At 71.2% G+C, this 25,971-nt stretch carries 20 protein-coding genes; 10 read left to right on the top strand and 10 right to left on the bottom strand.

Going from position 1 to position 25,971, the window contains the following annotated elements:
- The 4 genes from QMZ92_RS18735 to QMZ92_RS18720 all read left to right on the top strand — a co-directional run.
- The coding region (locus tag QMZ92_RS18735; RefSeq protein WP_283298508.1) for a sensor histidine kinase at window positions 1–354 on the top strand (354 nt) is incomplete at its 5' end.
- 40 nt (window positions 355–394) lie between these two features.
- Complete coding sequence (locus QMZ92_RS18730; RefSeq protein WP_283298507.1) at window positions 395–1,087, top strand: response regulator; 693 nt, start codon at window positions 395–397, stop codon at window positions 1,085–1,087.
- 351 nt (window positions 1,088–1,438) lie between these two features.
- Complete coding sequence (locus QMZ92_RS18725) at window positions 1,439–2,047, top strand: helix-turn-helix domain-containing protein (RefSeq protein ID WP_283298519.1); 609 nt, start codon at window positions 1,439–1,441, stop codon at window positions 2,045–2,047.
- A 344-nt stretch (window positions 2,048–2,391) separates the two neighbouring features.
- On the top strand, window positions 2,392–3,069 hold the full coding sequence (locus tag QMZ92_RS18720) for an HAD family acid phosphatase (protein WP_283298506.1): 678 nt from the start codon (window positions 2,392–2,394) through the stop codon (window positions 3,067–3,069).
- 148 nt (window positions 3,070–3,217) lie between these two features.
- Here QMZ92_RS18720 and QMZ92_RS18715 read toward each other — a convergent pair whose 3' ends face one another.
- Window positions 3,218–4,243, bottom strand: a complete 1,026-nt coding sequence (locus QMZ92_RS18715) for an ATP-dependent 6-phosphofructokinase (protein WP_283298505.1) — start codon at window positions 4,241–4,243, stop codon at window positions 3,218–3,220.
- Between the two features lie 224 nt (window positions 4,244–4,467).
- Between QMZ92_RS18715 and pta the strand changes: the two genes are divergently transcribed.
- The 3 genes from pta to pyk all read left to right on the top strand — a co-directional run bounded on the left by pta (window position 4,468) and on the right by pyk (window position 9,313).
- Window positions 4,468–6,549 carry a phosphate acetyltransferase gene (gene pta, locus QMZ92_RS18710; protein WP_283298504.1) on the top strand — a complete coding sequence of 694 codons (2,082 nt, stop codon included), beginning with the start codon at window positions 4,468–4,470 and terminating at the stop codon, window positions 6,547–6,549.
- The gene (locus tag QMZ92_RS18705; RefSeq protein WP_283298503.1) at window positions 6,546–7,805 is read left to right on the top strand and encodes an acetate kinase; all 1,260 of its coding nucleotides are present in this window, start codon (window positions 6,546–6,548) and stop codon (window positions 7,803–7,805) included. The genes pta and QMZ92_RS18705 overlap by 4 nt, the downstream gene beginning before the upstream one ends.
- Window positions 7,806–7,879: 74 nt before the next feature.
- Complete coding sequence (gene pyk, locus QMZ92_RS18700; protein WP_283298502.1) at window positions 7,880–9,313, top strand: pyruvate kinase; 1,434 nt, start codon at window positions 7,880–7,882, stop codon at window positions 9,311–9,313.
- A 220-nt stretch (window positions 9,314–9,533) separates the two neighbouring features.
- Here the strand turns inward: pyk and QMZ92_RS18695 are convergent, their stop codons facing one another.
- The 7 genes from QMZ92_RS18695 to QMZ92_RS18665 all read right to left on the bottom strand — a co-directional run bounded on the left by QMZ92_RS18695 (window position 9,534) and on the right by QMZ92_RS18665 (window position 20,410).
- Window positions 9,534–9,980: a hypothetical protein gene (locus QMZ92_RS18695; RefSeq protein ID WP_283298501.1), complete on the bottom strand. Its 447-nt coding sequence runs from the start codon at window positions 9,978–9,980 to the stop codon at window positions 9,534–9,536.
- Window positions 9,981–10,178: 198 nt separating this feature from the next.
- The gene (locus QMZ92_RS18690; RefSeq protein WP_283298500.1) at window positions 10,179–10,838 is read right to left on the bottom strand and encodes a hypothetical protein; all 660 of its coding nucleotides are present in this window, start codon (window positions 10,836–10,838) and stop codon (window positions 10,179–10,181) included.
- A 6-nt stretch (window positions 10,839–10,844) separates the two neighbouring features.
- Entirely contained in the window at window positions 10,845–15,575 is a 4,731-nt protein-coding gene (locus QMZ92_RS18685) for a ricin-type beta-trefoil lectin domain protein (protein WP_283298518.1), read from the bottom strand.
- Between the two features lie 649 nt (window positions 15,576–16,224).
- The gene (locus QMZ92_RS18680) at window positions 16,225–17,535 is read right to left on the bottom strand and encodes a prolipoprotein diacylglyceryl transferase (protein WP_283298499.1); all 1,311 of its coding nucleotides are present in this window, start codon (window positions 17,533–17,535) and stop codon (window positions 16,225–16,227) included.
- Window positions 17,525–18,067, bottom strand: a complete 543-nt coding sequence (locus QMZ92_RS18675; RefSeq protein ID WP_283298498.1) for a DUF6114 domain-containing protein — start codon at window positions 18,065–18,067, stop codon at window positions 17,525–17,527. Before QMZ92_RS18675 ends, QMZ92_RS18680 begins: the two co-directional genes overlap by 11 nt.
- A gap of 98 nt (window positions 18,068–18,165) precedes the next feature.
- Window positions 18,166–18,798: a DUF6230 family protein gene (locus QMZ92_RS18670; protein WP_283298517.1), complete on the bottom strand. Its 633-nt coding sequence runs from the start codon at window positions 18,796–18,798 to the stop codon at window positions 18,166–18,168.
- A 643-nt stretch (window positions 18,799–19,441) separates the two neighbouring features.
- Window positions 19,442–20,410, bottom strand: coding sequence for a tetratricopeptide repeat protein (locus QMZ92_RS18665; RefSeq protein ID WP_283298497.1), 969 nt, complete (start codon window positions 20,408–20,410; stop codon window positions 19,442–19,444).
- A 215-nt stretch (window positions 20,411–20,625) separates the two neighbouring features.
- Between QMZ92_RS18665 and QMZ92_RS18660 the strand changes: the two genes are divergently transcribed.
- Window positions 20,626–21,267, top strand: coding sequence for a TetR/AcrR family transcriptional regulator (locus QMZ92_RS18660; protein WP_283298516.1), 642 nt, complete (start codon window positions 20,626–20,628; stop codon window positions 21,265–21,267).
- A gap of 305 nt (window positions 21,268–21,572) precedes the next feature.
- Here the strand turns inward: QMZ92_RS18660 and QMZ92_RS18655 are convergent, their stop codons facing one another.
- Together QMZ92_RS18655 and QMZ92_RS18650 are read right to left on the bottom strand one after the other, a co-directional pair.
- Window positions 21,573–22,583: an SDR family NAD(P)-dependent oxidoreductase gene (locus tag QMZ92_RS18655; protein WP_283298496.1), complete on the bottom strand. Its 1,011-nt coding sequence runs from the start codon at window positions 22,581–22,583 to the stop codon at window positions 21,573–21,575.
- Window positions 22,580–23,692, bottom strand: a complete 1,113-nt coding sequence (locus tag QMZ92_RS18650) for a UDP-N-acetylglucosamine--N-acetylmuramyl-(pentapeptide) pyrophosphoryl-undecaprenol N-acetylglucosamine transferase (RefSeq protein WP_283298515.1) — start codon at window positions 23,690–23,692, stop codon at window positions 22,580–22,582. Before QMZ92_RS18650 ends, QMZ92_RS18655 begins: the two co-directional genes overlap by 4 nt.
- Window positions 23,693–23,836: 144 nt before the next feature.
- Here QMZ92_RS18650 and QMZ92_RS18645 point away from each other — a divergent pair, with 144 nt between their 5' ends.
- Window positions 23,837–24,526 (top strand): response regulator transcription factor, encoded by a 690-nt coding sequence (locus tag QMZ92_RS18645; RefSeq protein ID WP_283298495.1) that lies wholly within the window; start codon window positions 23,837–23,839, stop codon window positions 24,524–24,526.
- Window positions 24,523–25,914, top strand: a complete 1,392-nt coding sequence (locus QMZ92_RS18640; protein ID WP_283298494.1) for a sensor histidine kinase — start codon at window positions 24,523–24,525, stop codon at window positions 25,912–25,914. Before QMZ92_RS18645 ends, QMZ92_RS18640 begins: the two co-directional genes overlap by 4 nt.
- Window positions 25,915–25,971 lie beyond the last annotated feature (57 nt).

Raw genomic sequence — 25,971 nt, 5'->3', positions numbered from 1 at the left:
GGCCCCGCCCGCGCCGCGCTCGACGGGCACGGGCGCTGCGGCCACGGGCCCGCGGCCGCAGCGCACGCCCGCACCGCCGTCGCGCGCCCGCGCGTCGTCGTCACGGCGCGTGCCGACGACAACGAACTCGTGCTGCGCGTCAGCGACACGGGACCCGGGCTCGGTCCCGGGGACACGGAGAGCGTGTTCGAACGCGGCTGGTCGACCAGGGGCCCGGGACGGGGCCTGGGGCTCGCGCTGGTGCGGCAGGCCGCGCACCGGGGCCGGGGCACGGTCGAGGCGGCCCGGAGCCCGTACGGCGGCGCGGAGTTCACCGTGCGGCTGCCCCTGCACACGATGGAGGTCGACACGTGAACGGACGCCCCGGCCGGAGACGCGGGACGGAGGTGGCGGGATGACCGCCGCCGCCGCCGGGATCCGGGTGCTCGTCGTCGAGGACGACCCCGTCGCCGCCGACGCACACGCGCTGTACGTGGGCCGCGTACCGGGGTTCACCGTGGCCGGCGTCGCCCACTCGCGGGCCGAGGCGTACCGGGTGCTGGAGCGCACCCCCGTGGAGCTGATCCTGCTCGACCTCTACCTGCCGGACGGGCACGGGCTCCGGCTGCTGCGCTCGCTGCGGGCCGCCGGGCACTCCGCCGACGTGATCGCCGTGACCTCCGCGCGCGATCTGGCCGTGGTCCGCGAGGGCGTGTCCCTGGGTGTCGTCCAGTACGTCCTCAAGCCGTTCACCTTCGCCACCCTGCGCGACCGCCTCGACCGGTACGCCGAGTTCCGCACCGCCGCCGGCGAGGCGTCCGGGCAGGACGAGGTGGACCGCGCGCTGGCGACCCTGCGCACCCCGCAGCCGGCTGCCCTGCCCAAGGGCCTCAGCGCACCGACCCTGGAGGCGGTCACCCGCACCCTCCGGGACGCCGACGGCGGGCTCACCGCGGCGGAGGCGGGTACGGCGGTGGGGATCTCGCGGATCACCGCACGCCGCTATCTGGAACATCTCGTCACCGAGGGGCGGGCTGCGCGCAGCCCCCAGTACGGCCAGGTCGGCCGGCCCGAGCTGCAGTACCGCTGGCTCCGCTCCGGCCGCTGACCGGCACCGGGCGGGCTGAGCCGGCCGACACGACACGGGACGCACGGTCCCCCGCCACGCCCCAACTGCCTTTCGCCGTCGGGCTGATGAGGAGCGCCATTGACACCCGGGGGATGATCGACGCGCTGGACCGCCCGCGCCGGACCGTGGCGCCGTCCGGTGACGCGCCGGGCGCCCTCTTATGGGAACGGCCGACCGCCGGGGGACCGGCCCGGTGGACCTTTCTACGAGTTCACACCTTGGGCGAACGCACCGTAGCCGTACGTGACTCTCCGCTCCTACGGTGTGCGCGTGCACTCCACCCCGCCTTTCAACGCACCCGCCGCCCGCCGACTGCGCGAGGGCCTGGGGATGGCGCCTGGCCATGTCGCCTACGGGCTCAAGGCTCAGTACGGGCTCCCGGTGACCGCGGACACCGTGGTCGCCTGGGAGCGCGGACTCCTGGCGCCGGACTCCCGGGAACTGACCGCGCTCGCGGGAGTGCTGTGGTGCTCGCCCGGCGAACTGCTCGGCGCCCCGCAGAGCCTGCGCGAGCACCGCCTGGCCCGTGCCCTGGGCGCCGAGGACGTGGCCCGCCGGGTGGGCATGGACCCCTCGTCGTACCAGCGCATGGAGGACGGCAACCGCTGGCGTGGGAACGAGCGGCAGACCGCCGCGCTCGCCGAGGCGCTGTCCCTGACCCCGCGCGAACTGCTGACCGCGACCGGACGCGACGAGGAGCTGGCGGAGCTGCTGCGCAGCGCGGCGACCACCCGCTGGCAGGCGTACGTGCGCCCGGTGGCGAAGATGCTGCCGCTGCCCCGACGGCAGCTGGAGGGCGCGCTGCAGGAGCTGCACACGGACTACCACGCCCGGATGGCGGCCACCTCCAGCTGGGGCGCGTCGGCCGGCTCCGGGGAGTCGGGCAAGGACTTCCTCGACCGGATCGCCAACCACTTCTGGGCGCTGCTCCCCGGCTGAGTCCGGTACGGGCCCGGGCATCTCCCGCCCGGGGACCGGGCTTCCCGCGCCCGCTTCGCCGGCCTGACGGCGGCGGAGCCGATCGGGTCGGGAGCGCACCGGGACGGGGACACCGAGGAGCGAAACCGTCGAGGCGGTCACCGGCTTCTCCTTCGCTGCCCGAGCTCGACGCGCCCGGCCGCGTCTCCGGGGACGACGGCCCGAACCCGCGTCCGCCACTACCTGGTTACCAGGGGGTAGATGGAACGCTCCATTCCGTCCATTGTTGAACGCGAACATGCCAAGGCCCTCGGCTCTCCCCGACCGAAGGGCGTCCACCGGACCTCCTCAGGAGCGAACCCCCCATGCATGTACGCAGATGGACCACCCGCGCCGCGGTCTCGGCCGCCGCGCTCGCCCTCACCACGTCCATGACGGCCACGGCCTCCGCCCACACCGTGAGCGCCGCACCGCGGACCGCGGCCCCGGCGTCCGTCACCGCCCACGCGCCGCAGCGCTCGGACCTCACCGCCGCCGGGCTGGCCGGAATCGACTACGCCACCTGGCAGCGCGACGTCACGGCGGCCCTCGCCACCGCCCGCCCCTACGTCGAGCAGCGCACGGCCGGCGCGTCCGGACAGCGTCTCGCCATGGTGCTGGACGTCGACAACACCTCGCTGGAGACGGACTTCCACTACTTCTGGGAGTACCCGACGCCCGCGGTCAGGCAGGTCCGGGACCTCGTCCGCTACGCCGACTCCCGCGGGGTGGACATCTTCTTCGTCACCGCCCGCCCCGACCTCATCGAGGCGTTGACGTCGTACAACCTCAGGAAGGCCGGATACCCGGTCGACGGTCTGTACGTGCGCAGCCTGCCGGACCTGTTCGACGAGGTCAGCGCGTACAAGACCGGCAAGCGCGCGGAGATCGAGGCCAAGGGCTACACGATCATCGCCAATGTCGGCAACCGGCCCAGCGACCTGGTCGGCGGCCACGCCGAGCGGACGTTCAAGCTGCCCGACTACGACGGCAAGCTGTCCTGAGCCGAGCCGCGCCGTCCGCGCGGGTTCCGTCCGTCCGCGCGGGTTCCGTCCGTTCGCGCGGGTTCCGTCCGTCCGCCTGCCGGGTCGCGCCGCGGCCGGGCAGGCGGACGGGACCCGTGCCGCGTGCGCGCGGGGCGGCGGACCCGCGTCAGAAGACCGACTCGGCCTCGTGGACCCGGTCCTCGGGCACCGTCTTCAGCCGGGTCACCGCCTCCGCGAGCGGCACCGTGATCACCTCGGTGCCGCGCAGCGCGGTCATCCTCCCGAACTCGCCGCGGTGGACGGCCTCCACCGCGTGCCAGCCGAAGCGGTTGGCGAGCACCCGGTCGTAGGCGGTGGGCGTGCCGCCCCGCTGCACATGGCCGAGGATGACCGGCCGGGCCTCCTTTCCCATCCGCCGCTCCAGCTCCGCGGCCAGCCGGGTGCCTATGCCGGTGAATCGCTCGTGCCCGTACTGGTCGATCTCGCCCTTCCTGTACTCCATGGAGCCCTCGGCCGGGTGCGCGCCCTCGGCGACGCAGATGACGGCGAACTTCTTGCCCCGGGCGAAGCGTTCCTCGACCATCTTGACCAGGTCCTCGACCTGGAAGGGCCGCTCGGGCAGGCAGATCCCGTGTGCGCCGCCGGCCATGCCGGACTCCAGCGCGATCCAGCCCGCGTGCCGCCCCATGACCTCCACGACCATGACCCGCTGGTGGGACTCCGCCGTGGTCTTCAGCCGGTCGATGGCCTCCGTGGCCACCATGACGGCGGTGTCGAACCCGAAGGTGCGGTCCGTGGAGGAGATGTCGTTGTCTATGGTCTTCGGCACGCCGACGACGGGCATACCGGCGTCCGACAGCATCCGTGCGGCGGTCAGCGTGCCCTCGCCGCCCACCGGGATGAGGGCGTCCAGCCCGTACTTCCGCGCCAACTCCGCGCTGTTCTCGGCGGCTTCGCGCAGCCTGGAGCGTTCGAGCCGGGCCGAGCCGAGGATCGTGCCGCCGCGGGTGAGGATGCCGCTGACGGCGTTGAGGTCCAGGGTGCGGTAGTGACCCTCGAGCAGGCCCTTGAACCCGTCCTCGAACCCGACGACTTCGTCACCGTAGCCGGTCATCGCACGGTGCACGACCGACCGGATCACTGCGTTGAGGCCGGGACAGTCGCCGCCTGCGGTCAGAATTCCGATGCGCATCGTGCCGTGTCTCCTGCTCGCTCGTGGTACCGGTGAGCCTCATTCCGATTCTCACACGCAGGGCCGGGTCCACGCCGGTCCGGCGACCCCGGACCCGGCGGGCGCCTTACCCAGTCGTGGAGGTATTGTCAAGGGGATATTGCCACCCTATCGAGTTTTCTCGAGCCCCCGAGCGCGGCCGGCACCTCGCGCTCGGCCACGCCCAGCAGGACAGGAGAGCACGCGTGACGCGCAGCGTGTACGTGACGGGGATCGACCGCGGGGACGGCCGCCAGGTGGTGGACCTGGGAGTCATGGAGCTCCTGACCCGCCAGGTGGACCGCGTGGGGGTGTTCCGGCCCCTGGTGCACGACGGACCCGATCGCCTGTTCGATCTGCTGCGGGTGCGCTACCGGCTCTCCCAGGATCCCGCGACCGCCTACGGCATGGAGTACCGCGCCGCGGCGGCGCTGCAGGCCGAGAAGGGCACCGACGAACTGGTCTCCCGACTGGTCGACCGCTTCCACGAGGTGGCCCGCGACTACGAGGTCGTGCTCGTCCTCGGCACCGACTTCCACGCCACCCAGCTCCCCGACGAGCTGGCCCTCAACGCACGCCTGGCCAACGAGTTCGGCGCCTCGGTGATTCCCGTCGTCGGCGGCAAGGACGAGCCGGCCGAGTCCGTGCGGGCGGAGGCCCGCAACGCCCACCGGGCCTACGAGGTGCTGGGCTGCGACGTCCTCGCGTTGATCGTGAACCGGGTGGCGGCCGAGGACCGCGACGCGATCGCCGAGCGCCTCTCGGCCCGGCTCCCCGTCCCGTGCTACGTGCTGCCGGACGAGCCGGCGCTGGCAGCGCCCACGGTCGCCCAGGTCAGCCAGGCACTGGGGGCCACCGTGCTGCTCGGGGACGATTCCGGGCTCGCCCGGGACGCGCTCGACTTCGTCTTCGGCGGCGCGATGCTGCCCAACGTGCTGAACGCCCTGAAGCCCGGTTGCATGCTGGTCACCCCCGGGGACCGCGCCGACCTGGTGGTGGGTGCGCTGGCGGCCCACTCCGCGGGCACCCCGCCGATCGCGGGTCTGCTGCTGACCCTCGACGAACGCCCGGGCGAGTCGATCCTCACCCTCGCGTCCCGCCTCGCCCCCGGCACCCCGGTCATCTCGGTGCCCGGCGGCTCCTGGCCGACCGCCACCGAACTGTTCTCGCTGGAAGGCAAGTTGAACGCCGCCACCCCGCGGAAGGCGGAGACGGCGCTCGGTCTCTTCGAGCGGCACGTCGACACCGGGGGCCTCCTCGCGCGTCTGGAGGTCGCCCGCACGGGACGGGTCACCCCCATGATGTTCGAGCACGACCTGCTGGAGCAGGCCCGTGCCGACCGCCGCCGCGTGGTACTGCCCGAGGGCACCGAGGAGCGGGTGCTGCGCGCCGCGGACGTGCTGGTGCGCCGCGACGTCTGCGATCTGACGCTGCTCGGCGACACCGACGCCATCCGCAAGAAGGCCGCCGACCTCGGCATCGACCTGGGCGACGTCCAGCTGATCGACCCCGCGGCCTCCGAGCTGCGGCCGCGCTTCGCCGAGCTGTACGCGCAGCTGCGCGCCCACAAGGGCGTCACCCTGGAGCTGGCCCACGACGTCGTCGCGGACGTCAACTACTTCGGCACCCTGATGGTCCAGGAGGGCCTGGCCGACGGCATGGTGTCGGGCTCGGTCCACTCCACGGCCGCCACCATCCGCCCCGCCTTCGAGATCATCAAGACCAAGCCCGGGGCGTCGATCGTCTCGTCGGTGTTCTTCATGTGCCTGGCCGACAGGGTGCTCGTGTACGGCGACTGCGCGGTCAATCCCGACCCGGACGCCGAACAGCTCGCGGACATCGCGGTCCAGTCGGCGGCGACGGCCTCCCGCTTCGGCGTCGAGCCGAGGATCGCGATGCTCTCGTACTCCACCGGCACCTCGGGCTCCGGCGCGGACGTGGACAAGGTGCGCGAGGCGACCAAGCTGGTGCGCGAACGCCACCCCGAACTCCGGATCGAGGGCCCGATCCAGTACGACGCGGCGGTCGAGCCGTCCGTCGCCGCCACCAAGCTGCCGGACTCCGAGGTGGCCGGCCAGGCCACCGTCCTGATCTTCCCCGACCTCAACACCGGCAACAACACCTACAAGGCCGTGCAGCGTTCGGCCGGCGCCGTCGCCGTCGGCCCGGTGCTCCAGGGTCTGCGCAAGCCGGTCAACGACCTCTCGCGCGGCGCGCTCGTCAGCGACATCGTCAACACGGTCGCGATCACCGCGATCCAGTCCCAGGGTCAGGAGTTCACCGCATGACCGGTTCCGCCACCGCCACTCGCGTCCTGGTCCTCAACTCCGGCTCCTCGTCGGTCAAGTACCAGCTGCTCGACATGGAGGACGGCACCCGGCTGGCCGTCGGACTCGTCGAGCGGATCGGGGAGGAGACGTCCCGGGTGGTGCACACCCCGCTGACCGGCGGGGCCGGGAAGCGGGAGCGCACCGGTGCCGTCCCGGACCACGCCGCCGCACTGAAGGCGGTCGCAGAGGAGCTGGCCCGCGACGGACTGGGCATGGACTCCCCCGAGCTCGCGGCGATCGGCCACCGGGTGGTGCACGGAGGGCTGAGGTTCTCCGCCCCGACCGTGATCACCGACGAGGTCCTGGCCGAGATCGAGCGCCTGGTCCCGGTGGCGCCGCTGCACAACCCGGCCAACATCACCGGCATCCGCACGGCCCGGGCGCTCCGCCCCGACCTGCCCCAGGTCGCCGTCTTCGACACCGCGTTCCACACGACCATGCCGGAGTACGCGGCGCGCTACGCCATCGACGTGGAGACCGCCGACGCGCACCGGATCCGCCGCTACGGCTTCCACGGCACCTCGCACGCCTACGTGTCCCGCCGGGCCGCCGAGCTCCTGGGCAAGGCCCCGGAAGAGGTGAACCTGATCGTGCTGCACCTGGGCAACGGCGCTTCGGCATCCGCGGTCCGGGGCGGCCGCTGCGTGGACACGTCGATGGGTCTGACCCCCTTGGAGGGGCTGGTCATGGGCACCCGCTCCGGGGACATCGACCCGGCGGTCACGTTCCACCTCAAGCGGGTGGCGGGGATGTCCGAGGACGACGTGGACGTGCTGCTCAACAAGAGGAGCGGGCTGGTCGGCCTCTGCGGCGACAACGACATGCGGGAGATCCGGCGGCGGATCGAGGAGGGGGACGAGCGCGCGCGGCTCGCCTTCGAGATCTACATCCACCGGCTGAAGAAGTACATCGGCGCGTACTACGCGGTGCTCGGACGGGTGGACGCGGTGGTGTTCACGGCCGGGGTCGGCGAGAACTCCGCTCCCGTGCGGGAAGCTGCCGTCGCCGGTCTGGAGGAGCTGGGGCTCGTGGTGGACGCGGACCTCAACGCCGTACGGTCGGACGTGCCGCGGTTCGTCTCGCCCGACCACGCGCGGGTGGCGGTCGCCGTGGTGCCGACCGACGAGGAACTGGAGATCGCCCGGCAGACTTTCGCGCTGGTCGGAGTGGACCCTCGGGACCGCGACAGAGCGGCGCTGAAGGGCAACGCCTGAGCGACCCCGTGCCCATTTGTACATTCCACCAGACGGAATATTCCGCGGAGAAACAAACCGATAGGATCCGCCTCATGCGCCGTTCCAAAATCGTCTGCACACTGGGCCCCGCCGTCGACTCCTACGAGCAGCTGCAAGCGCTCATCGAGGCCGGCATGAACGTGGCCCGTTTCAACATGAGCCACGGGACCCACGCGGAGCACCAGGAGCGGTACGACCGCCTCCGGCGCGCGGCGGCGGAGACCGGCCGCGCCGTGGGCGTGCTCGCCGACCTCCAGGGCCCGAAGATCCGCCTGGAGACCTTCGCCGAGGGGCCGGTCGAACTGCTCCGAGGCGACGAGTTCACGATCACCACCGAGGACGTGCCCGGCGACAAGTCGATCTGCGGCACGACCTACAAGGGCCTGCCCGGCGACGTCTCCAAGGGCGACCAGATCCTGATCAACGACGGCAACGTGGAGCTGCGCGCGGTCGAGGTCGAGGGACCGCGGGTGAAGACGGTCGTCATCGAGGGCGGCGTCATCTCCGACCACAAGGGCATCAACCTGCCCGGTGCGGCCGTGAACGTCCCCGCGCTGTCCGAGAAGGACATCGAGGACCTCCGCTTCGCCCTGCGCATGGGCTGCGACCTGGTCGCGCTCTCCTTCGTGCGCGACGCGAACGACGTCAAGGACGTCCACAAGGTGATGGACGAGGAGGGCCGCCGGGTCCCCGTCATCGCCAAGGTGGAGAAGCCGCAGGCCGTGGAGAACATGGCGGACGTCGTCATGGCCTTCGACGGAGTGATGGTGGCGCGCGGCGACCTGGCCGTCGAGTACCCCCTGGAGCGGGTCCCGATGGTGCAGAAGCGGCTGATCGAGCTGTGCCGGCGCAACGCCAAGCCGGTGATCGTCGCGACCCAGATGATGGAGTCGATGATCACCAACTCGCGCCCCACCCGCGCCGAGGCGTCCGACGTCGCCAACGCGATCCTGGACGGCGCCGACGCGGTCATGCTGTCGGCCGAGTCCTCGGTGGGCGCGTATCCGATCGAGACCGTCAAGACGATGTCCAAGATCGTCAGCGCGGCCGAGGAGGAGCTGCTCGCCAAGGGCCTGCAGCCCCTGGTCCCGGGCAAGAAGCCGCGCACCCAGGGTGGTTCGGTCGCCCGCGCCGCCGCCGAGATCGCCGACTTCCTCGGCGGCAAGGCCCTGGTCGCCTTCACCAAGTCCGGCGACACCGCCCGCCGCCTCTCCCGCTACCGCGCGGAGCAGCCGATCCTGGCCTTCACCACGGACGAGTCCACCCGCAACCAGCTCACGCTGAGCTGGGGCGTCGAGCCCTTCATCGCCCCGTTCGTGGAGACCACGGACGCGATGGTCGACCTCGTGGACGCGGCGCTGCTGAAGCTCCAGCGCTACAGCGAGGGCGACGTCATGATCATCACGGCGGGTTCGCCTCCGGGCATCCCCGGCACGACGAACATGGTCCGGGTGCACCACCTGGGCAACGGCCACAAGCCCGCCTGACCGGCCCGCCCGTCCGCGCCTTCGGGCCGCTCCCCCTGCAGGGGTGCGGCCCGAAGGCGCATCGCCAAAGCCCAATACCACTGCTGGGCTTCCCCGTGCCCCGCATGCCACAGGTGTGGGGCACGGGCCGCACCCTCGACCCAGGCAAGGGCGAGGGCGGCCGCTGCGGGCGCGGCACGCAGACTGTCCGGCCGCAGGTGGTGGCAAGCCGTGCGGGTGCCTACGAACCGGTTCCCGGAGGCCTGCCCAGCGCCTCGGCGATCTTCTCGGCGAGTTCGGCGGTGACCAGCCCGAGATAGACGTAGGGCTTTCCGGATGCGGTGACCGCTGACCTGATCTGCCGGTACTGATGCTCCGGAACACCCAGCCGATCGAGGGCCCGCTCGATCGCGCGGCTTTCACACCCGCCTGCCGCAGAAGCGGGCTGACCTTGGCACGTACGCACACGAAGGGACCGTGCTCGGTGTCTCACACCGGGGACGGCCCCCTTCTCGCAGTCCACCAGCGCGGCCAGGACGTCGAAGAACTGGCCGGACGGGCAGCAGTTGACGGCAACGCACACCTCGTTGACGTCCACGTCGACCTCGTGGCCGTCGACGGTCCGCATCAGCATGCCGTTCATGAGGTCGTCGTCGGCGGCGATGTACGGCGTCAGGACTTCCCGCACAATCTCCGTGTCGGCTCCGGTTCACCGTTCCGGTAGCGGAGCACGAACAGCGTGCGACTCATGGTCGGATCCTCACCGGAGCCCTTTCCGAAACGATCTGGGTAAGGACTTCCCTGGGAAGCCCGCGGTTGCGGGCAGGTACAAGTCGGGCGTGAGGTACGTGATCCCGTCCTTGATGATCAGTGCACCTGCGCACCATCAGTCCGTCAGATCCGTCCAGACGTTGAAGTCACCGTCGTCGACAACGTCCTCACCGAGGCCGAGCTCGTCCCCGAGCGCGAGGTAGCGCTCGTAACGCGCCTCGCTGATCGGCACGAAGAACCCCTTCAGGACCCGTAGCAGGAGCCGGTAGCCGAGGTCCGGGTCGATCTCGACGGCCTGCTCCAAGACCGGGACGACTCCGGCGATCGGGTTGTAGGAATGATGGGCCGTGGCCTGCTCGAGGGCCGGTCCCACCGACCTGGTCTCGGCACGGACCGCCTCCTTCAGCGCCTCGCCCAGCACCGGTGCGGCAGCGACGGGCGTGAAGGAGGGGTCGTCGTGTCGGATCCTGTCGGTGCAGATGTCCGCGATCCGGCGCAGCCACACCCTGCCGTCGATTCCGAGGCGCTCCAGGTCGAACTCACGGAACGTACCCGCCAGCCACAGGGTCTCGATGTCCCGGCTGGACAGGGGTGAGTCCAGGAGGACGAGACAGTCCTTCAGCAGCTGGTGGGCGAATGCCCCGTCGATCCGGCCGGCAACACTCGTGACGACGTCCAGGCCGGCGGCCTCGCTGTTGACCCTGGGGTAGCGGATCCACTTGATCAGCCCGCTGAGCCCGATGTCGACACCGAGGTGCCGGTGTGGCTGCGCCATGCTCTCCTACTTCGGGTAGGCGGTGTAGATCACGAAGTTGTTCGGGACGTTTTGGGTCGGGTCTCCGGGGTGCGACTTCCCTCGCACCGCCTTGACATTGATGACCACCTTGTTGCCCGCGTTCACCGGCGTCTGGGCTCCCGCATGCCAGATCTTGCCGAGCGATCCCTCGTTCCGCAGCTCCCATTCGATGGGGAAGAGGTCGTAGCGAGGGTCGAAGATCTCCGACTTCGGCTTCTTCCGCTGGGCAGTGATCCAGTCCGCGAGCTTCTTCCCGTTCTTCGGGCTGCGCTGCAACCACTGCTGGAACGCCTCGTTGATGCAACGCACGGCAGTGTCCTCATCATTCCACACCGTCGCGATGCCGTCCTTGGCGGCCTTGGCCCTCGCCTGCTGGTCGTTGAGACGGACGTGCGCGCCCAGCGTGTGAGCGCCGTTCTGGCCTTCGTCGGCCAGGATGTTCAGGCAGTTGTGGACGAGCACGTCCTGGAACGGCCCACCCGTCGCACGCACAAAGAAGGTGTGCGGGCCGTCGACCGTGAGGTCGTAGACCGTGCTGGAATCCAGACCCGAGCGGTCGCGGAGGGCCGTCACCGCCCGGAAGAGGCCGTCCGGGGTGCGCAGGCGGTCGCCGACACGCAGTTCGGAGACCGTTCTCCAGCCTCGGTCCACCACGAAGAACTTGTGACCGGCGGTGCTGGCGAGCTTCCCTCCGCCGGCGACGGTGATGTCCACGAGTCGCTCGGTGTCGTGCCGGAAGGTAGCGGTGACCTTCTGATACCGCAGTTTCCCTGAGTTGGGATCTGCAGCTGTCACCATCTCGCCGACCTTCACCAGACGGATGGGCCGATGCGAACCGTCCGCCATCAGCACCGGGGTGTGTCCCGGGAAGCTGTTGCGCACGCAGGCGGTGAAGGCGTCCTCGTAGATGTTCACCTGCTGCGAGATCTTGGCCAGGGTCGCGGGGTCCAGGTCCAGGGCTTTGAGAGCCTTGAAGGCGTCAGCGACCCCCGTGCCCGTCTTCATCGCGGCGTCCAGGGCCTGGAGCGCCTCGGCGACCTTCGCGAACGCCTTGCCGGGGATGAAGTTGCTCGCGGCCCAGGCGCAACCGCTGGCACTGCCGTGCCAGCAATCGACGAAGTCCTGGACCAGGATCGCTTTCAGGATCTTGTACGTGGCTGTCTGCTCGATCAGATCCAGCTTGGAGAAGTACCGCGTGACTTCCTTCTTCAGACCCGGGAATCGTTTGCTCTCGACGAGCAGGGTGTCCTCGAGTGGGCAGCCGCTTGCAGTGGCCGGCACGTCCGGGTTGGTGCAGAGGAAGAAGTCGACCACCGCGCTGAACGTGACCGTGAAGGTGACGGTGCAGCCCTGGAAGCCGACGGTGATTTCGCAGGGGTTGTGCTGCTTGGCGTCGGTGATCTCGATGCTGTCCTCGTCGACGACGTACCAGGTGCCGCCGACACCGGTACCCGCGCCGGTGGAGACCTGCTTGTTCGCCGCGTTGCGCGCCGCTTCCTCCGCGGCCTTCTGCGCCTCCTTGGCGTACTTCAGTGCGTCCTTGGCCGCCTGCTCGGCTTCGGTTGCTGCGGTGGCGGCTCGGTCGGCCGCGGCGCGGGCGTCCTTGGCCGCCTGCTCGGCAGCGGCGGCGGCTTCGCGTGCGGCCTGTGCGTCGAGTGCGGCCTGATCGGCGGAGGCACGGGCCTCCTTGGCGTAGCCCTCGGCGCGCCCTGCCGCCTGGTCGGCGGCGGCTGCGTCGGCGGTGGCCTGGCGGTCGTACTCGATGGTGCGAGCCAGTGACTGTGAGGCCTTGGACGCGGCCTTGGCGGCGTCGGCCGCGTAGCCCAGCGCCTCCTTGGAGTAGGTACGGGCGTCGGCCGCATGTGCGGCGGCGTTGGCCGCGTGCTGATAGGCGAGCTTCGCATCGCCTGTTGCCTGGCTGGCGAGGTTCTTCGCGGCTGAGGCTTCGGCCTGCGCGTTCCTCGCGTGGGCGTCGGCGACGGCCTTCTGCTGCTCCGCGATCGACTTGGACGCCTGACCGGTCAGCACGACCAGGCTCGCGGCCGAGTCGGTGGTGACGTACGGGGAGCCGAGCTGGATCGCGTCGTTGGCCGGCTTGGCGACCTGTGCCGCGGCGTTGCCGGCGTCGACGGCGGCCTGCGCGGTGACGTGGGCGAAGCCCGCCGCCTTCGCCGAAGCCGCCAGGGCCCTGGCGGCCTCCTTGCTCGCCTCGTCCGCGTGCGACTTGGCGGTCTTGGCGAGCTTCTCCGCCTCGTCGGCCAGTTTGACGGCCGTGTCGGCTTCTTCGGAGGCGTGCTTGGACGCCTTGATGGCGTCGGCCACAGCGCTGGTCGCGGTCGCGACGGCGGCGTCGGCCTTCAGCTTGGCCGCCTGGGCGGCGTCCGCGTTCGAACGGGCCCGCTTGGCGGCCGCCTCGGCGCGGGTGGCCGCGGCGTCGGCCTCGGCCGCTGCCCCGGATGCGGCATCCGCTGCGGCCCGTGCGCGGCCGGCGGCCGCTTCGGCGTCGTCCGCGTGCGCGGCTGCGGCGTTGGCTGCCGCCCTGGACTCCTGGGCGTTGCTGTCGGACTCGTGGGCCTGGGCGAACGCCTCCTTCGCGTCGGCCTTGGCCCGGGCGGCGTCCGCCTTCTGCGCGGCGTCCCACGCGTCCTCGTTCAGGTCGCGGGCCTTGTCACGCGCCTTGACCGCGTCGTTCTTCCGCGCGACCGCGGTCGCCTCAGCGGCCTCCGCCTTCTCCTTGGCGTCCTTGGCGTTGACCGCCTCGGCCTGCGCAGTCTGCTTGTGCCGGTTGGCCTCGGCCTGCTTGGCGGCGGCGGTCTCCTTCTCCGCCTTGGCCGTCTTCTCCTCGGCCTCCGCCGCCAGCCGCTTCGCATGTGCGTCAGCAGCCGCCGCCTTCGCGTCCGCCTCCGCCTTCAGCGCGACCGCGAGCTTCGCCTCCGCCGTCTCCTTGTCCTTCTTGGCATTGTCCCGGTGCAGCTTGGCCGCGTCCGCGGCAGCCTTCGCCTGCAACTCGGCGGCGTACGCGGCCTGCTTACGGAACTCGGCCTTGACCTGCGCGGCCTGCGCCAGAGCCCGCTGCGTGATCGTCTCGCTGTCGCCCGCGGCGGCGCGGGTGGCGGCCTCGGCGGTCTCACCGGCCTTCACCATCGCCGTCAGCGCGGCGACGGCACCCTTGGTGACCTGTGCCTTCTGCTGGCCCACCAGCAGACCACGACCCCGTGGTGCCCCGTTCTTGTCGGCGATCGCATAGGCAGCCTGCTCGGCGGTGTCAGAGGAAGCAGCCGACTTCTTGGCCTTCTCCAACTGGGCCTTGAGCACGGACAGTTGCTTCTTCGCCCCGGCCTGGGTGTCGATGACGCCCTTCTTGGCCTTGGCGAACTGTGCCTTGTCCGGGTACGACAGGCTGTCCGTCCCCTTGTGCCCGGACGGCTTGATCAGGAACTTCTGCGCACTGGCGTTCTTGCAGTCCCGCAGCCGAGCGTCGGTGCTCTTGGTGAACGCGCTCAGGTCCAGGCACTTGCCCGTGGACAGGCTCTTCAGGGGCGAGGCGGCGCGGACGTCGCCCTTCCACGACTGCCCCTTGGACTTGTAGCAGTCGGAGATCTGGATCTTCGTACCGTTCGCCGACGCGTTCCCGGCCACGTCCAGGCACTTGAACGAACCGACGTTGCGGATGTGAAGGTCGTCCTCGCTGCCTTCCAGCATCCACTGCTGTGCCGCGCCGCGGTTGCAGGTGTAGATCTGGACCGGCGTGCCGTTGGTCTTGCCACCGCCCTGGACATCCAGGCACATGCCCTTGGCGCCCGGCACTTCGAGTGTCACATAGCTCTCACCGATCCAGCCCACACCGCCCGCGGACCAGTAGTCCTGCCAACGGGCGAGATGGTCGGCGGCCCAGGAGTGCCCCAGCAGGTCGCCCAGTACCTTCGCGCCGGTGGCGAGGGACGCGGTGGCGTCCTTGTTGGCGGTCAGGATCTGGTTGCGCTGAAGCTGCTGGGAGGCGATCTCCTGCTGCCACTCCGCCGCCGCGGTGGTGGAGATGTCGCGCAGCACCCTGTTCGGGTCCATCGGGTCACGCCATGCGCACGACGCGAACCGGGTCTTCAAGTCCTCGACCGCGATACGGTGCTCCGCCGTACCCGGCTGCGGCGCGGAGCGAGGGAAGCCGCCGGATGCGAGGAAGATGCGGGCGTTGTCCGCGCCCATCTTCTCCAGTGACCAGTCAGTCAGGTGCTCGAACGCGCCGTGCTCGGCGACCTGACGGTCCCACTCGGGCTGCTGCGGATCGGGGTCCTTGCCGTACAACGGCGTGCCGAGATCCTTGACGGCCTTCGCCGTCTGCTCATCGGCCTTCGGGGTGGGATCCTCGTAGAAGTCGCTGTCGTCCTTCCAGAACCGGTCGGCGACCCACTTGGACAGGCCGGTCTGCTGGTAGAAGGTGCCCCTGTCGTCCCCCGTTCCGCCGGGAGGTTCGTGGAAGTCCGCAATGGGAGGCCGCTCCAACCCCGCGAGCGGCTTCTTCCACGTGTTCCGGAGTGCGTTGAGGCCGTCCATTTCCCTGGACGCCGTGTCCTTGTCCGACTTGTACGCCTGGGCGAGCGGAGTGTCCTCCCAGTGCTGTCGGTCGGCCAGAACGTGCAACTCGTCCTGCGGCTGGTTCAGGCCGTTCTGCGCGACAGTGGCCATGGACGGCCCGCCCAGGCGCAGCACATCTCCCATCAGGCACTGGTCCTGCCGCAGTTCTTCGGCGGCTGTCTCCTCGAACCAGTCATGGGAGTTGCCGGCCGGGGCGGTCAGCCTGTCGAGAAGGCCGGGCTGAACGGCCACACCGCCGAGCACGGCCAGTGCGGCGACGGCCGTGACAGCGGAGGTGAATGGTGCGGAAGTTCGTGATCTGGGTCTGAACAACCCTGGTACAGGGCGCAAGAGAGGATCCTCCGTAGCGAACGAGGGCAGGCCGGGGTGACCGTCGCAGGAGGCAATGACGATGCGCGTGGTTCAGCCTGCTGTCCCGGTGCGGAGACAGGGGCAGCAGGCGGTCGAAGAGTGTGCGCGGTTGGGCCGCTGTCGCGGCATGACGGTGCGCCCGTCCCTCCCCCGTGGCGGCGCTGTTCCCCCGGCCGCCGATTGCTGTACGTGCGTCATGTGGAGTGGTCAAGATCCACCTCGCACGCGCGACGATCATAGATTCAGCTGGGCGCCTCTGAAAAGGGGTGACCCGGCAACCGGCTTCTCCAGGTATCGGCCCTCGGCCGGTCGCGGCGTCGCGCCGGTGGTCCCGGACGATACCGACGGGCCATGGAACGACCGTGGGCCGCACCCTGCGAAGGGTGCGGCCCACGGTCTCTTTCCGCGGCTCCCGGAAGAATCAGCCGGCGTTCCCGCCGGTGAAGTAGTTCTGCAGGCCGGGCACGGACAGCGTGCCGCCGAACTGGCCGGCCTGGGTCACCTTGACGTCGGTGAACATCGCGAACGGGACGTTCAGCGGCGGCGGGGTCTTCGGGCTGAACGTGACCGGGATGATGCCGAAGAGGTTGCCCTTCAGCTCCTCCGTGTACATGGTCACCGTGCCGTTGCGGATGGTGGAGGTGGAGCCCCGCTGCGCCTTGACGTGGGCCGTGGTGCCGTTGGGGCCCTGCACCAGTTGGTGGAGGTCCTTGATGTCCACGCCCGAGGCGGTGAACTTCAGGACCTTCTTGATCTTGCCGCTGCCGGTCCGCACCTCGACGATGCCCTTGTAGTCGAGGCCCGTCAGGGTCAGCCGGGAGCTCTCCAGCACCCACGGCTCGTCCGGCAGCGCCGGGATGCCGGGCTCCGCCTTGGCGTTGGCGAGTGCCTCCGGGTCGGCGGTCGGGCACGGGAAGCGGGGCTTGCCGTCGGCGCCCTCGGGGATGTCCTCGTCCTTGACGGGGTCGAGGCCCTTGACCTTGTCGTCCAGCTCCTCCACCTCGGCGCCGGCCTTCTCGGCGGCGTCCTTGATGGCTTCCTTGGTCTTGTCCGCGGCTTCGTCGGCCTCGTCGGTCACGTCCGAGACCGCGTCCTTCACCGGCTCGGTGGGCTTCGACGCGGTGTCCTCGGCCGGCTTCGACGGCTCCTCGGCGGGCTCGGTCGACTCGCTCGGGGCCGGGGCGGCCTCCGGCTCCTCGTCAGGGCCGTCGAAGAGGTCCTTGATGGCGTCGCCGACACCCAGCGGGTCGAGCGGGTTCCGGGTCTCGGACTCGCTCGGGGTGGGCGTCGGGGACGGGTCCGCCTGCTCCGGCGAGTCGTCGTCCGCGCGGCCGGGCTCGGAGGCGGACGGGCTTTCACCGGGCTTCGGCTCGTCGGTCTGCTCGTCCGAGGAACCGCTCGGGGACGGCTCGGGCTTGTCCGTCTCCTCCTCGGACGGCTTCTCCGACTCCGAGGCGGACGGCGACGCGGACTCGCTGGGCTCGTCCGACCGTGTCACACAGGGACCGGGGGCGAACGGGATCTCCTGCTTGTCGTCGGCCAGCGCCAGCTTCGGGGTCAGGCCCATGCCCACGAAGACCGCGGTGGGCATGGCGGCGATGGCCATCGCCTTGCCGGCGGGTATCTGGAGCTTCGTGAACAATCTCTTCCGGGGGGCGGCGTGGCGCGGTCCTCTGGGCGTGCGCCCGACGGAACCGAGGTCCGCCTCCGGCTGAATCTGATCACCCCGCACTGTTCCTCCCGCCTTCGGCGTGGGCACTGGTCTTCTGCGTGATGGTGCCGTCGCCCACCTGCGGACCCGGCACCAGCGGCACGTCCTGCCCGTCCGACGGTGCGGAGGAGGCCGGGACCTGCTCCGCCTCGGCCTTGCCCGGCGCCCAGGAGATCGACAGCGCGCCGCCGATCAGGGCGAAAAGGAAGCCGATGAGGAAGCCGCCGATGTTGGACACCGGGAGGGAGATCAGTCCCAGGAGGATCGCGGCGACACCGGCGAACACCCGGACAATGTGGTGGAACCACATCGTCAGACCCAGCGTCACCAGAAGCACGCCGATGATCAGCGAGCCCGCACCCGCCGTCGTGGCCATGGCCAGCGTCATATGGCCGATCTTGAGGCTTGCGTACGGGAAGTAGGCGATCGGAATGCCGCCGAGAATGGTGAACAGGCCGGCCCAGAAAGGCCGCTGACCGCGCCAGTCGCGGAAACGCCGCTTGACGACTCGGAGAAAGTGCTCGTTCTGCTGCCCCGGGGACTCGGCGCTCATGGAAAACAGCTCCCTGGAACCGGTGTTGCTCGAAGAAAGTGGTGGGGATCGGGCGGACGAGACCGCCTTCCGGCGTTCCCGTCCGCCCTGGCGAGTGCTTAGTAGCACTCCTTGACGCCCTTGTGCAGCTTCATGCTGAGACCGCTCAGCTTGAAGGTGCCGGCGGTGGTCGCCCACGCCGTCTGCTTGACGTCGGTCAGGTGGGCCTCCTCGGCACGCTGCGCGAATCCGAAGGGGTTCGCCTGCGTACCCGGCTGGATGCCCGGCTTGTTGTTCTTGTCGCCGGCGGCGACGCCGATGTCGATGTTCTTGAAGGTGGCGTTCGCGTCGAGCGAGGCCACGTCCAGGTACAGGTTCTCCGCCTCGACCGGCGTGCCCTTGCCACCGGCGCGCAGCTCGAGGCTGACGCTGCCGAAGATCGGGACGTCAGGGGTGACGACCGACTGGCACATGTTGGTGATCGTTGCGGATCCGAAGGCCGACACCGCGACGGGGTGAGCCGTCTTGTTGCCCTTGAGGTCGGTGCCCTGGGCAAGGCTTCCGTACTGCAAGAAGTCCTTGCCGTCCAGAGCACTGGCCGTCACCTTGAAGCTCTGGCCGGAGACGCTGAACGAAGCCGCCAGCGCGCCCTGGGCCAGGCCCACGCCGATCGCGGCCGTCGCGGCCACGGACGGCACCATGACGACGGCGAACCGCTTCCATCTGGTCCCACCACGAACCTGGGACATAATTTTCCTCCTTCTCGGACGTACATCTCCGGCGCGGACCGTCAAGTCCGCCCTGGGATGGGAGAAGTGCTACGTCCTCGGGAAGGAGAGCGCCGTGCCTCAGGCGCGAGCCGCGTCCGAATCACCGGCGATCACCCCCGAGCGACAACCACTGGCCACGCCTTCGCGCAACCTCGATGGACAGGCCCTGCCGGCGGGGCAGGAACCCCCCTGTCCACGGCCGGCGCCTCTGCCGCCGGCCGGCTCGGTGGGGACCCAGACCGCGGTACGCGGCTGGCTGCCGGGCTGGTGCGGTGAATGGACCGAGCGTCGCCGATCGTGGTGCATTAAGCGCCGGGGCACAAGGGGGTTCGTTACTCGCTAGTAACGGAGCGATAACCACGCCACGACGGGGCGATGTCGCCCGGCGACACAGGGTGCCTCGGCAGAGCTCGCCAGACAGGGAGATTGCCACCGAAACAGGGACAGAAGAACGCGGTTGATTTACTGCGAGTAACAGCGGCCGCGTTTACCAAGTTTTGGTAAAGCGCGGCCGCCGTTTGTCACCGTGTCGCCAAATCGGCCCGCGCGCCCGACACTCCGGGCGGTGGCCCCCACCGCAGTGCGCCGCCCGGAACGGGGGCGCCGGAAACCGGTCTCCTCGACGTCAGAAGAGGACCCTCGCAAGTGCCGTGCGCGCCGCCGTCACCCGCGGGTCGTCCGGACCGATCACCTCGAACAGCTCCAGCAGCCGCAGCCGGGCGGCGTCGCGGTCCTCGCCCGCCGTGCGGCGTACCGTCTCGACGAGTCGGCCGAACGCGTCCTGCACATGACCCCCGGCGAGGTCCAGGTCCGCCGCGGCGATCTGCGCCGACACGTCGTCCGGACGGTCGGCGGCCTCCTGGCGCACCTTCTGCGGATCCATCTCCCGCACCCGGGACAGCAGCTCCGCCTGCGCGAGACCGAGCTTGGCCTCGGAGTTCGCGGGGTCGTCGGAGAGGACGTTCCGGTACGCCCGGATGGCACCGCCGAGGTCGCCTGCGTCGAGCGCGTCGACCGCGGCCTCGAGCACCGCGTCGTGCGGGCCGGGAGCGGGCGCGGCGACCGCCGCGGACTCGTCGGCCTCCGCGTCCACGGTCAGACCGGTGAGACCGAAGCGCTGCTCACCGACCTGGATCAACTGGTCGAGGGTCTCGCGGATCTGGGGCTCCGGGGCCAGGCCCTGGAAGAGCGGCAGCGCCTGGCCGGCGACCACCGCGAAGACGGCCGGGATCCCCTGGATCCCGAACTGCTGCATCAGCATCTGGTTGGCTTCGACGTCGATCTTGGCGAGCACGAAGCGGCCGTTGTACTCGCCCGCCAGCCGCTCCAGCACCGGGCTCAGCTGCTTGCAGGGCTCGCACCACTCGGCCCAGAAGTCGAGGACGACCGGGACCTCCGCCGAACGCTGGAGAACGTCCCGCTCGAAGCCCGCCTCGTCGACGTCGATCACCAGGGCGGACGGGGGCACCGCACCGCCGCCGCCCTGCCGGGCGGCCTCCGCACGCGTCTGCTCGGCCTTGGCCTTGGCCTCACCGGCCGCCTTCACCGCGGCGAGGTCGACGACGCCGCTCATGGACATGTTCCTAGGCTGCATGAGTACATCCTCCCCCCTCCGTGCACGCGAGTGAAAAATCGGAGCGCCGGGCCTGTGTTCCGGTCGTGCGCACCGGCCCCGCGCGCCCGCGTCGGGTCCCCACCCAACACCGGCGACTGTCGCTTTCGCTACGAGTCGTAGCGTAACTCGTTCGATGGGGAGCCGGGGAGCGTCCCCCGGTGAAGTGGCTCACAGCGATCCACCTACTGGCCGGTATGGTCGCCTCCATGTGCAGTCACCGTCGCCGGGCCGCGACCCGCACCGGCCGTCCTCGAAGCGCCGAGGCCGACGCCGCCATCCTCGACGCCACCAGGGCGGCACTGGTGGAGCTGGGGTGGTCGAAGCTGACGCTCGGCGACGTGGCGACCCGGGCCGGGGTGGCGAAGACGACGGTCTACCGGCGCTGGGCGGGCAAGAGCGAGCTGGTGGTGGCCGCGGTCGCGGAGCTCTTCGACGAGTTGGAGCTGCCCGACCGGGGCAGCCTGGCCTCGGACATCGAGGGCGTGGTGCTGCAGTTCGCCACGCTGCTGGAACGGCCCGAGGCCAGGACGGCGCTGATGGCCGTGGTGGCGGAGTCGACGACCGACGAGCCACTGCGCGAGCGGATCAGGGTCTCGATCGTGGACCGGCAGAAACGGCTGGTTCTGGAGGGTCGCGCCCGGGCACAGGCGCGCGGCGAGCTCCCGGAGGAGACCGACCCGGCGGCAGCGGCCCGCACCGCCGACCTGATCTTCGACGTGATCGCGGGCGCGGTCGTGCACCGGGCGCTGGTGAGCTGCGAACCCGTCGACGAGGACTGGGTCCGCCGCTTCACCGCGGTGCTGCTGGGCGGACTGGGGGCGGCGGCGCAGGCCTGACGGCGGGCCCCGCCGGACGTGGGCCCCGCCACGGCGCCGGGCCGCCCGGGGCCGCCACGACCGGCGGACCTCCCGGAACCGGCAGGACACCGAACCCCGCGGAACCCCCGCCGCAACCGCCGGATCTCCCCGAACGGCCGTCTTCCGGAACCCGCCACGACCGGCGGGCCCCCGGGACCTCCGCACCACGCCGGGCCCCACCACAACCGCCGTACCGCCCCGAGCTGCCGGGCCGGCCAGGGCCCGCCGCAACCGCCCTTCCGACCGGACGCAACGGGGACCGGCCGTCGCTCGACGTCCCCGTCTCAGACCTCGTACCGGCCGGTCGCGAAGAGGCGGAGGTTGTCCGCGACCCACTCCGACGTCCGCTTCAGTCCCTCCTCCAGGGGCACTTCCGGCTCCCATCCCGCCCACTCCCGCGCCCGGCGGTTGTCGGACAGGAGCCGCTCCACCTCGCTCCCCGTCGGCCGCAGCCGTGCCGGGTCCACCACGACCTCCGCCCGGCGACCCGAGACGGCGACGAGCATCCGCGCCAGGTCCCCGACGGCGATCTCCCGGCCCGTACCGAGATTGACGACCTGTCCGAGGGCACGGTCGCAGTCGGCCACCGCGAGGAATCCCCGCGCGGTGTCCGTGACATAGGTGAAGTCCCGCGTCGGGCTGAGCGACCCGAGCCTGATCTCCTCCGCCCCCGCGTGCAGTTGGGCCAGGATCGTCGGGATGACGGCGCGCGCCGACTGCCGGGGTCCGTAGGTGTTGAAGGGCCGGACCACCGTCACCGGCAGCTCGAAGGCGTGCCAGTGCGAGAGGGCCATCATGTCCGCGCCGATCTTCGACGCCGAGTACGGGGACTGCGGCTGCAGCGGGTGGCTCTCCGCGATCGGGGCGGTCAGGGCCGTGCCGTAGACCTCGCTGGTCGAGGTGTGGACGAGCCGGCGGACTCCGTGCCTGCGGCACGCCTCCGCGATGTTCTCGGTGCCGTTGACGTTCACCTGGACGTAGGCGCCGGGCGAGTCGTAGCTGTACGGGATGCCGATGAGCGCGGCCAGATGGAACACGGTGTCGCAGCCGCCGACCGCGTCCATGACCCGGCCGGCGTCCCGTACGTCACCCGCGATCAGTTCGACCTCCGCCGCACGCTGGGCGAGATGCCCCTTCTCCGCGTAGGGCTTGTAGTGGGCGAACGCCCGCACCCGGGCCCCGCGTTCCACGAGCAGGTCGACGAGCGTGGAGCCGATGAATCCCTCGGCCCCGGTGACGAGGACGGTGCGGCCGCCCCAGTCCGTGGTGAGGCCGTCGTGCGAGGTGGTGGTCATGCTGCGTACTCCTTGGTGGGCGAGGCGAGTTCGAGGACGCGCGCGGCCAGCAGGTCCGCGGCACGGGCATGCGGTCCGGGATCGGCCGCCGCGCCCATCGCGGCCAGCCGCGCCGGATCGGCGAGCAGCGGCGCGGTGAGCACGTCGAGTCGTTCGGCGGTGGTCTCCGCGTCGGGGAGGAGCAGTGCCGCCCCGGCATCGGTGAGGACCCGGGCGTTGTGCGTCTGGTGGTCGCCGGGTGCGTGCGGATAGGGCACGAGCACGGCCGGCACCCGGGTGGTAGCCAACTCGGCGACGGTCGCGGCACCGGCCCGGGAGACGACGAGATCGGCCGCCGCGTAGGCGAGGTCCATCCGGTCGAGGTACGGGACGGCCCGCGCGACGGGCGAGGCGCCGAGGCGGCGCCGGGTCTCCTCCAGCGCTGCCGGCCCGGTCTTGATCAGCAGATGGACTCCGGGGCGGTCGCGCAGCCGGTGAGCCAGCCCGACCGCGGCCTCGGTGAGCCGGGCCGCGCCGAGGCTGCCGCCGTTCACGAGGAGCAGCCGTGCTCCGTCCGGTACGCCGAACTCCTCACGGGCCCGGGCGCGCAACGCGGGGCGGTCCAGCCCGGCGAGCGCGGCGGCTATCGGCATCCCCGTGGTCAGCGCGTCCTGGCCGCCCGCCAGATGGACGCGGCTGCGGTCGAAGGCGACCGCGAGATGGCCGGTGAGCCGGGCCGCGAAGCGGTTGGCCCGGCCGGGCACGGCGTTGGACTCGTGGATGAGGCTGGGAAGCCCCGCCATCCTGGCGCCGACGATGACGGGGGCGCTGGGGTAGCCGCCCATGCCGACGGCGATGTGCGCGCGCTGTTCCCTGAGGATCGCCCGGCACTGGGCTCCGGACTTCAGCAGGGCGGCGGGGAGCAGATACCGCCTGGCCCCCAGCGAGGGGTCGAACGGGATCATGTCGACGGTGTGCAGCCGGTGGCCCGCGGCCGGTATCAGCTCGGTCTCCAGGCCGCGGGTCGTGCCCACGAACGAGATCACCGCATCGGGCACGACCCGGCGCAGCGCCTCGGCGAGCGCGAGTCCCGGATAGATGTGCCCGCCGGTGCCGCCGGCGCCGATCACGACGGACGGCGGCTCCGCGGCGGTCCACGCGCGGTCCGCCGGCGGCCCCGGGGAGCGGGGCGTGAAGGGTGGTGTGTGCATGGCCGCACGCTCGCCGAACGCCCTAAGAGGGTTCTAAGAGTCCGGTTTGGCAGTCTTGAGGGCATGGGTGCAGCGAGGATCCTGGTCGTCGACGACGATCCGGAGGTACGGGCGGCGGTGGCGGACGGACTGAGCGTCGAGGGCTACGAGGTACGGGAGGCGGCCGACGGACTGGCCGCCCTCTCGGAGACGGCCGCGTGGTCGCCCGACGCACTGGTGCTCGACGTACGGATGCCGGTCCTGGACGGGCTCGCCGTGTGCCGGCGGCTGCGTGCGCTGGAGGACCGTACGCCGGTGATCGTGCTGACCGCGCTGGACGCGGTGAGCGACCGTGTGGACGGCCTGGACGCGGGCGCAGACGACTACCTCGTCAAGCCGTTCGCGCTGGACGAGCTGACCGCACGGGTGCGGGCCCTGCTCCGCCGAACGGCTCCCGACGTCCCCGACGGCCCCGCCGAACTGCGCTTCGCCGACCTGATCGTGGACCCGGCGGCACGCACCGGCGACCGAGCGGGCCGTCCCCTGGAGTTCAGCCGCACCGAGTGCGCGCTGCTGGAGCTGCTGCTGCGACATCCCCGGCAGGTGCTGACCCGGGAGGTGATCCACGAACGGGTCTGGGGCCGTGACTTCGGACCGGGATCCAACTCGCTCGCGGTGTACGTGGGCTATCTGCGGCGCAAGCTGGAGGCGGGCGGCGAGCCGCGGCTGGTGCACACGGTCCACGGCGTGGGCTACCGGCTGGACCTCGGGTGAGCGGCGTCCGCAGGCTGGGCGCTCGCTGGCGCCGCCGCAGGCCGGTGCGCACCCGGCTGGCGCTCGCCGCGTCCGCGGCCGTCGCCGTGGTGGCGGTGGGCGTGTGCGGTGCCGCCTTCGTCGTACTGCGCTACGCGATGTACCGCCAGCTCGACCTGAACCTGACGCAGTCGGCGACCCAGGTCGTCCGGCAGCACCGGGGGGCGGCACCGGACGTGCTGGCCGCGGAGTGCCGGTTCCTGTCGGCTCCGGCCTGTGCACAGGTCGTTCCCGCCGACCCCTCAGCCGATTCCCGCAAGCCGCGTCCGCTGGCGGTGTCCGCTCCCGTGCGCGAGGTCGCGGCCGGTGAGCGGGCGCCGTACTTCAGCAACACCACCGTCGCGGGGAACGCTGCGCGCATGCTCACGACGGACTTCGGCGAGGGCAGGGCGCTCCAGGTCGCGCTGCGCTCGGACACCGTGCAGCAGGGAGTGCGGCAGGCGGCCTGGCTGCTGTCGCTGGTCGGCGGCACCGGGGTGCTGCTGGCCGGCGCCCTCGGATACGCGGTTTCGCGCACGGGGCTGGCACCGGTGTCCCGGCTCACCGCGACCGCGGAGCGCATCGCCGCGACCCGCGATCCGCGGCACCGCATCGAGCTGCCGCCCGGGCCGCCGGGGCGTGAGGACGAGGTGACGCGGCTCGCGGCCACGTTCAACACCATGCTGGGAGAGCTGGAGCAGTCGGTCACCGCGCAGCGCCGGCTCGTGGCGGACGCGTCCCACGAGCTGCGCACCCCGCTGACGGCGCTGCGGACCAACGCGGAACTGCTCGCCCGGGCGGACCGGCTCACCGGTGCGCAGCGCGACCGGGCCTCGGGAGCGCTCGCCCGTCAGCTGCGCGAGGTGACGGGTCTGGTGAACGACCTGATCGAGCTGGCCAGGGACGAGGAGCCGGATCCGCTCCTGGAGGCGGTGGCGCTGCGGCCGCTGACCGAGCACGTGGTGGACGCCGCCCGCGCCCACTGGCCGGGTACGCCGTTCACGCTGTGGGTGGAGGACGCGGCGCGGGACCTCACCCTGCCGGGGGTGCCGGAGCGGCTGGCCCGGCTGCTGACGAACCTGCTCGACAACGCGGCCAAGTTCAGCCCCGGCGGCGCGGCGGTGGAGGTGGCCCTCACCACCGCGGACCTGACCGTGCGGGACCACGGCCCGGGTGTCCCGCACGAGGACCTGCCCCATGTGTTCGACCGCTTCTACCGTTCGGAGTCGGCACGGGCGCTGCCGGGTTCCGGTCTGGGCCTGGCGATGGCGCGTCAGATCGCCCGGGCGCACGGTGCGGAGCTGACGGCGGGGAACGCGCCGGGCGGCGGTGCGCTGTTCCGTCTCACGTTCGCCACGGCGCAGGTGTGAAGGACCGGCCGTCGGGCCGCTGCGGCGGCCTGACGACCGGCCCCCCACCGGTCGCGC

This window comes from Streptomyces sp. HNM0645, assembly GCF_030056615.1.
Lineage (GTDB): Bacteria > Actinomycetota > Actinomycetes > Streptomycetales > Streptomycetaceae > Streptomyces > Streptomyces marianii.
This window is presented reverse-complemented; position numbering and strand designations above follow the sequence as displayed.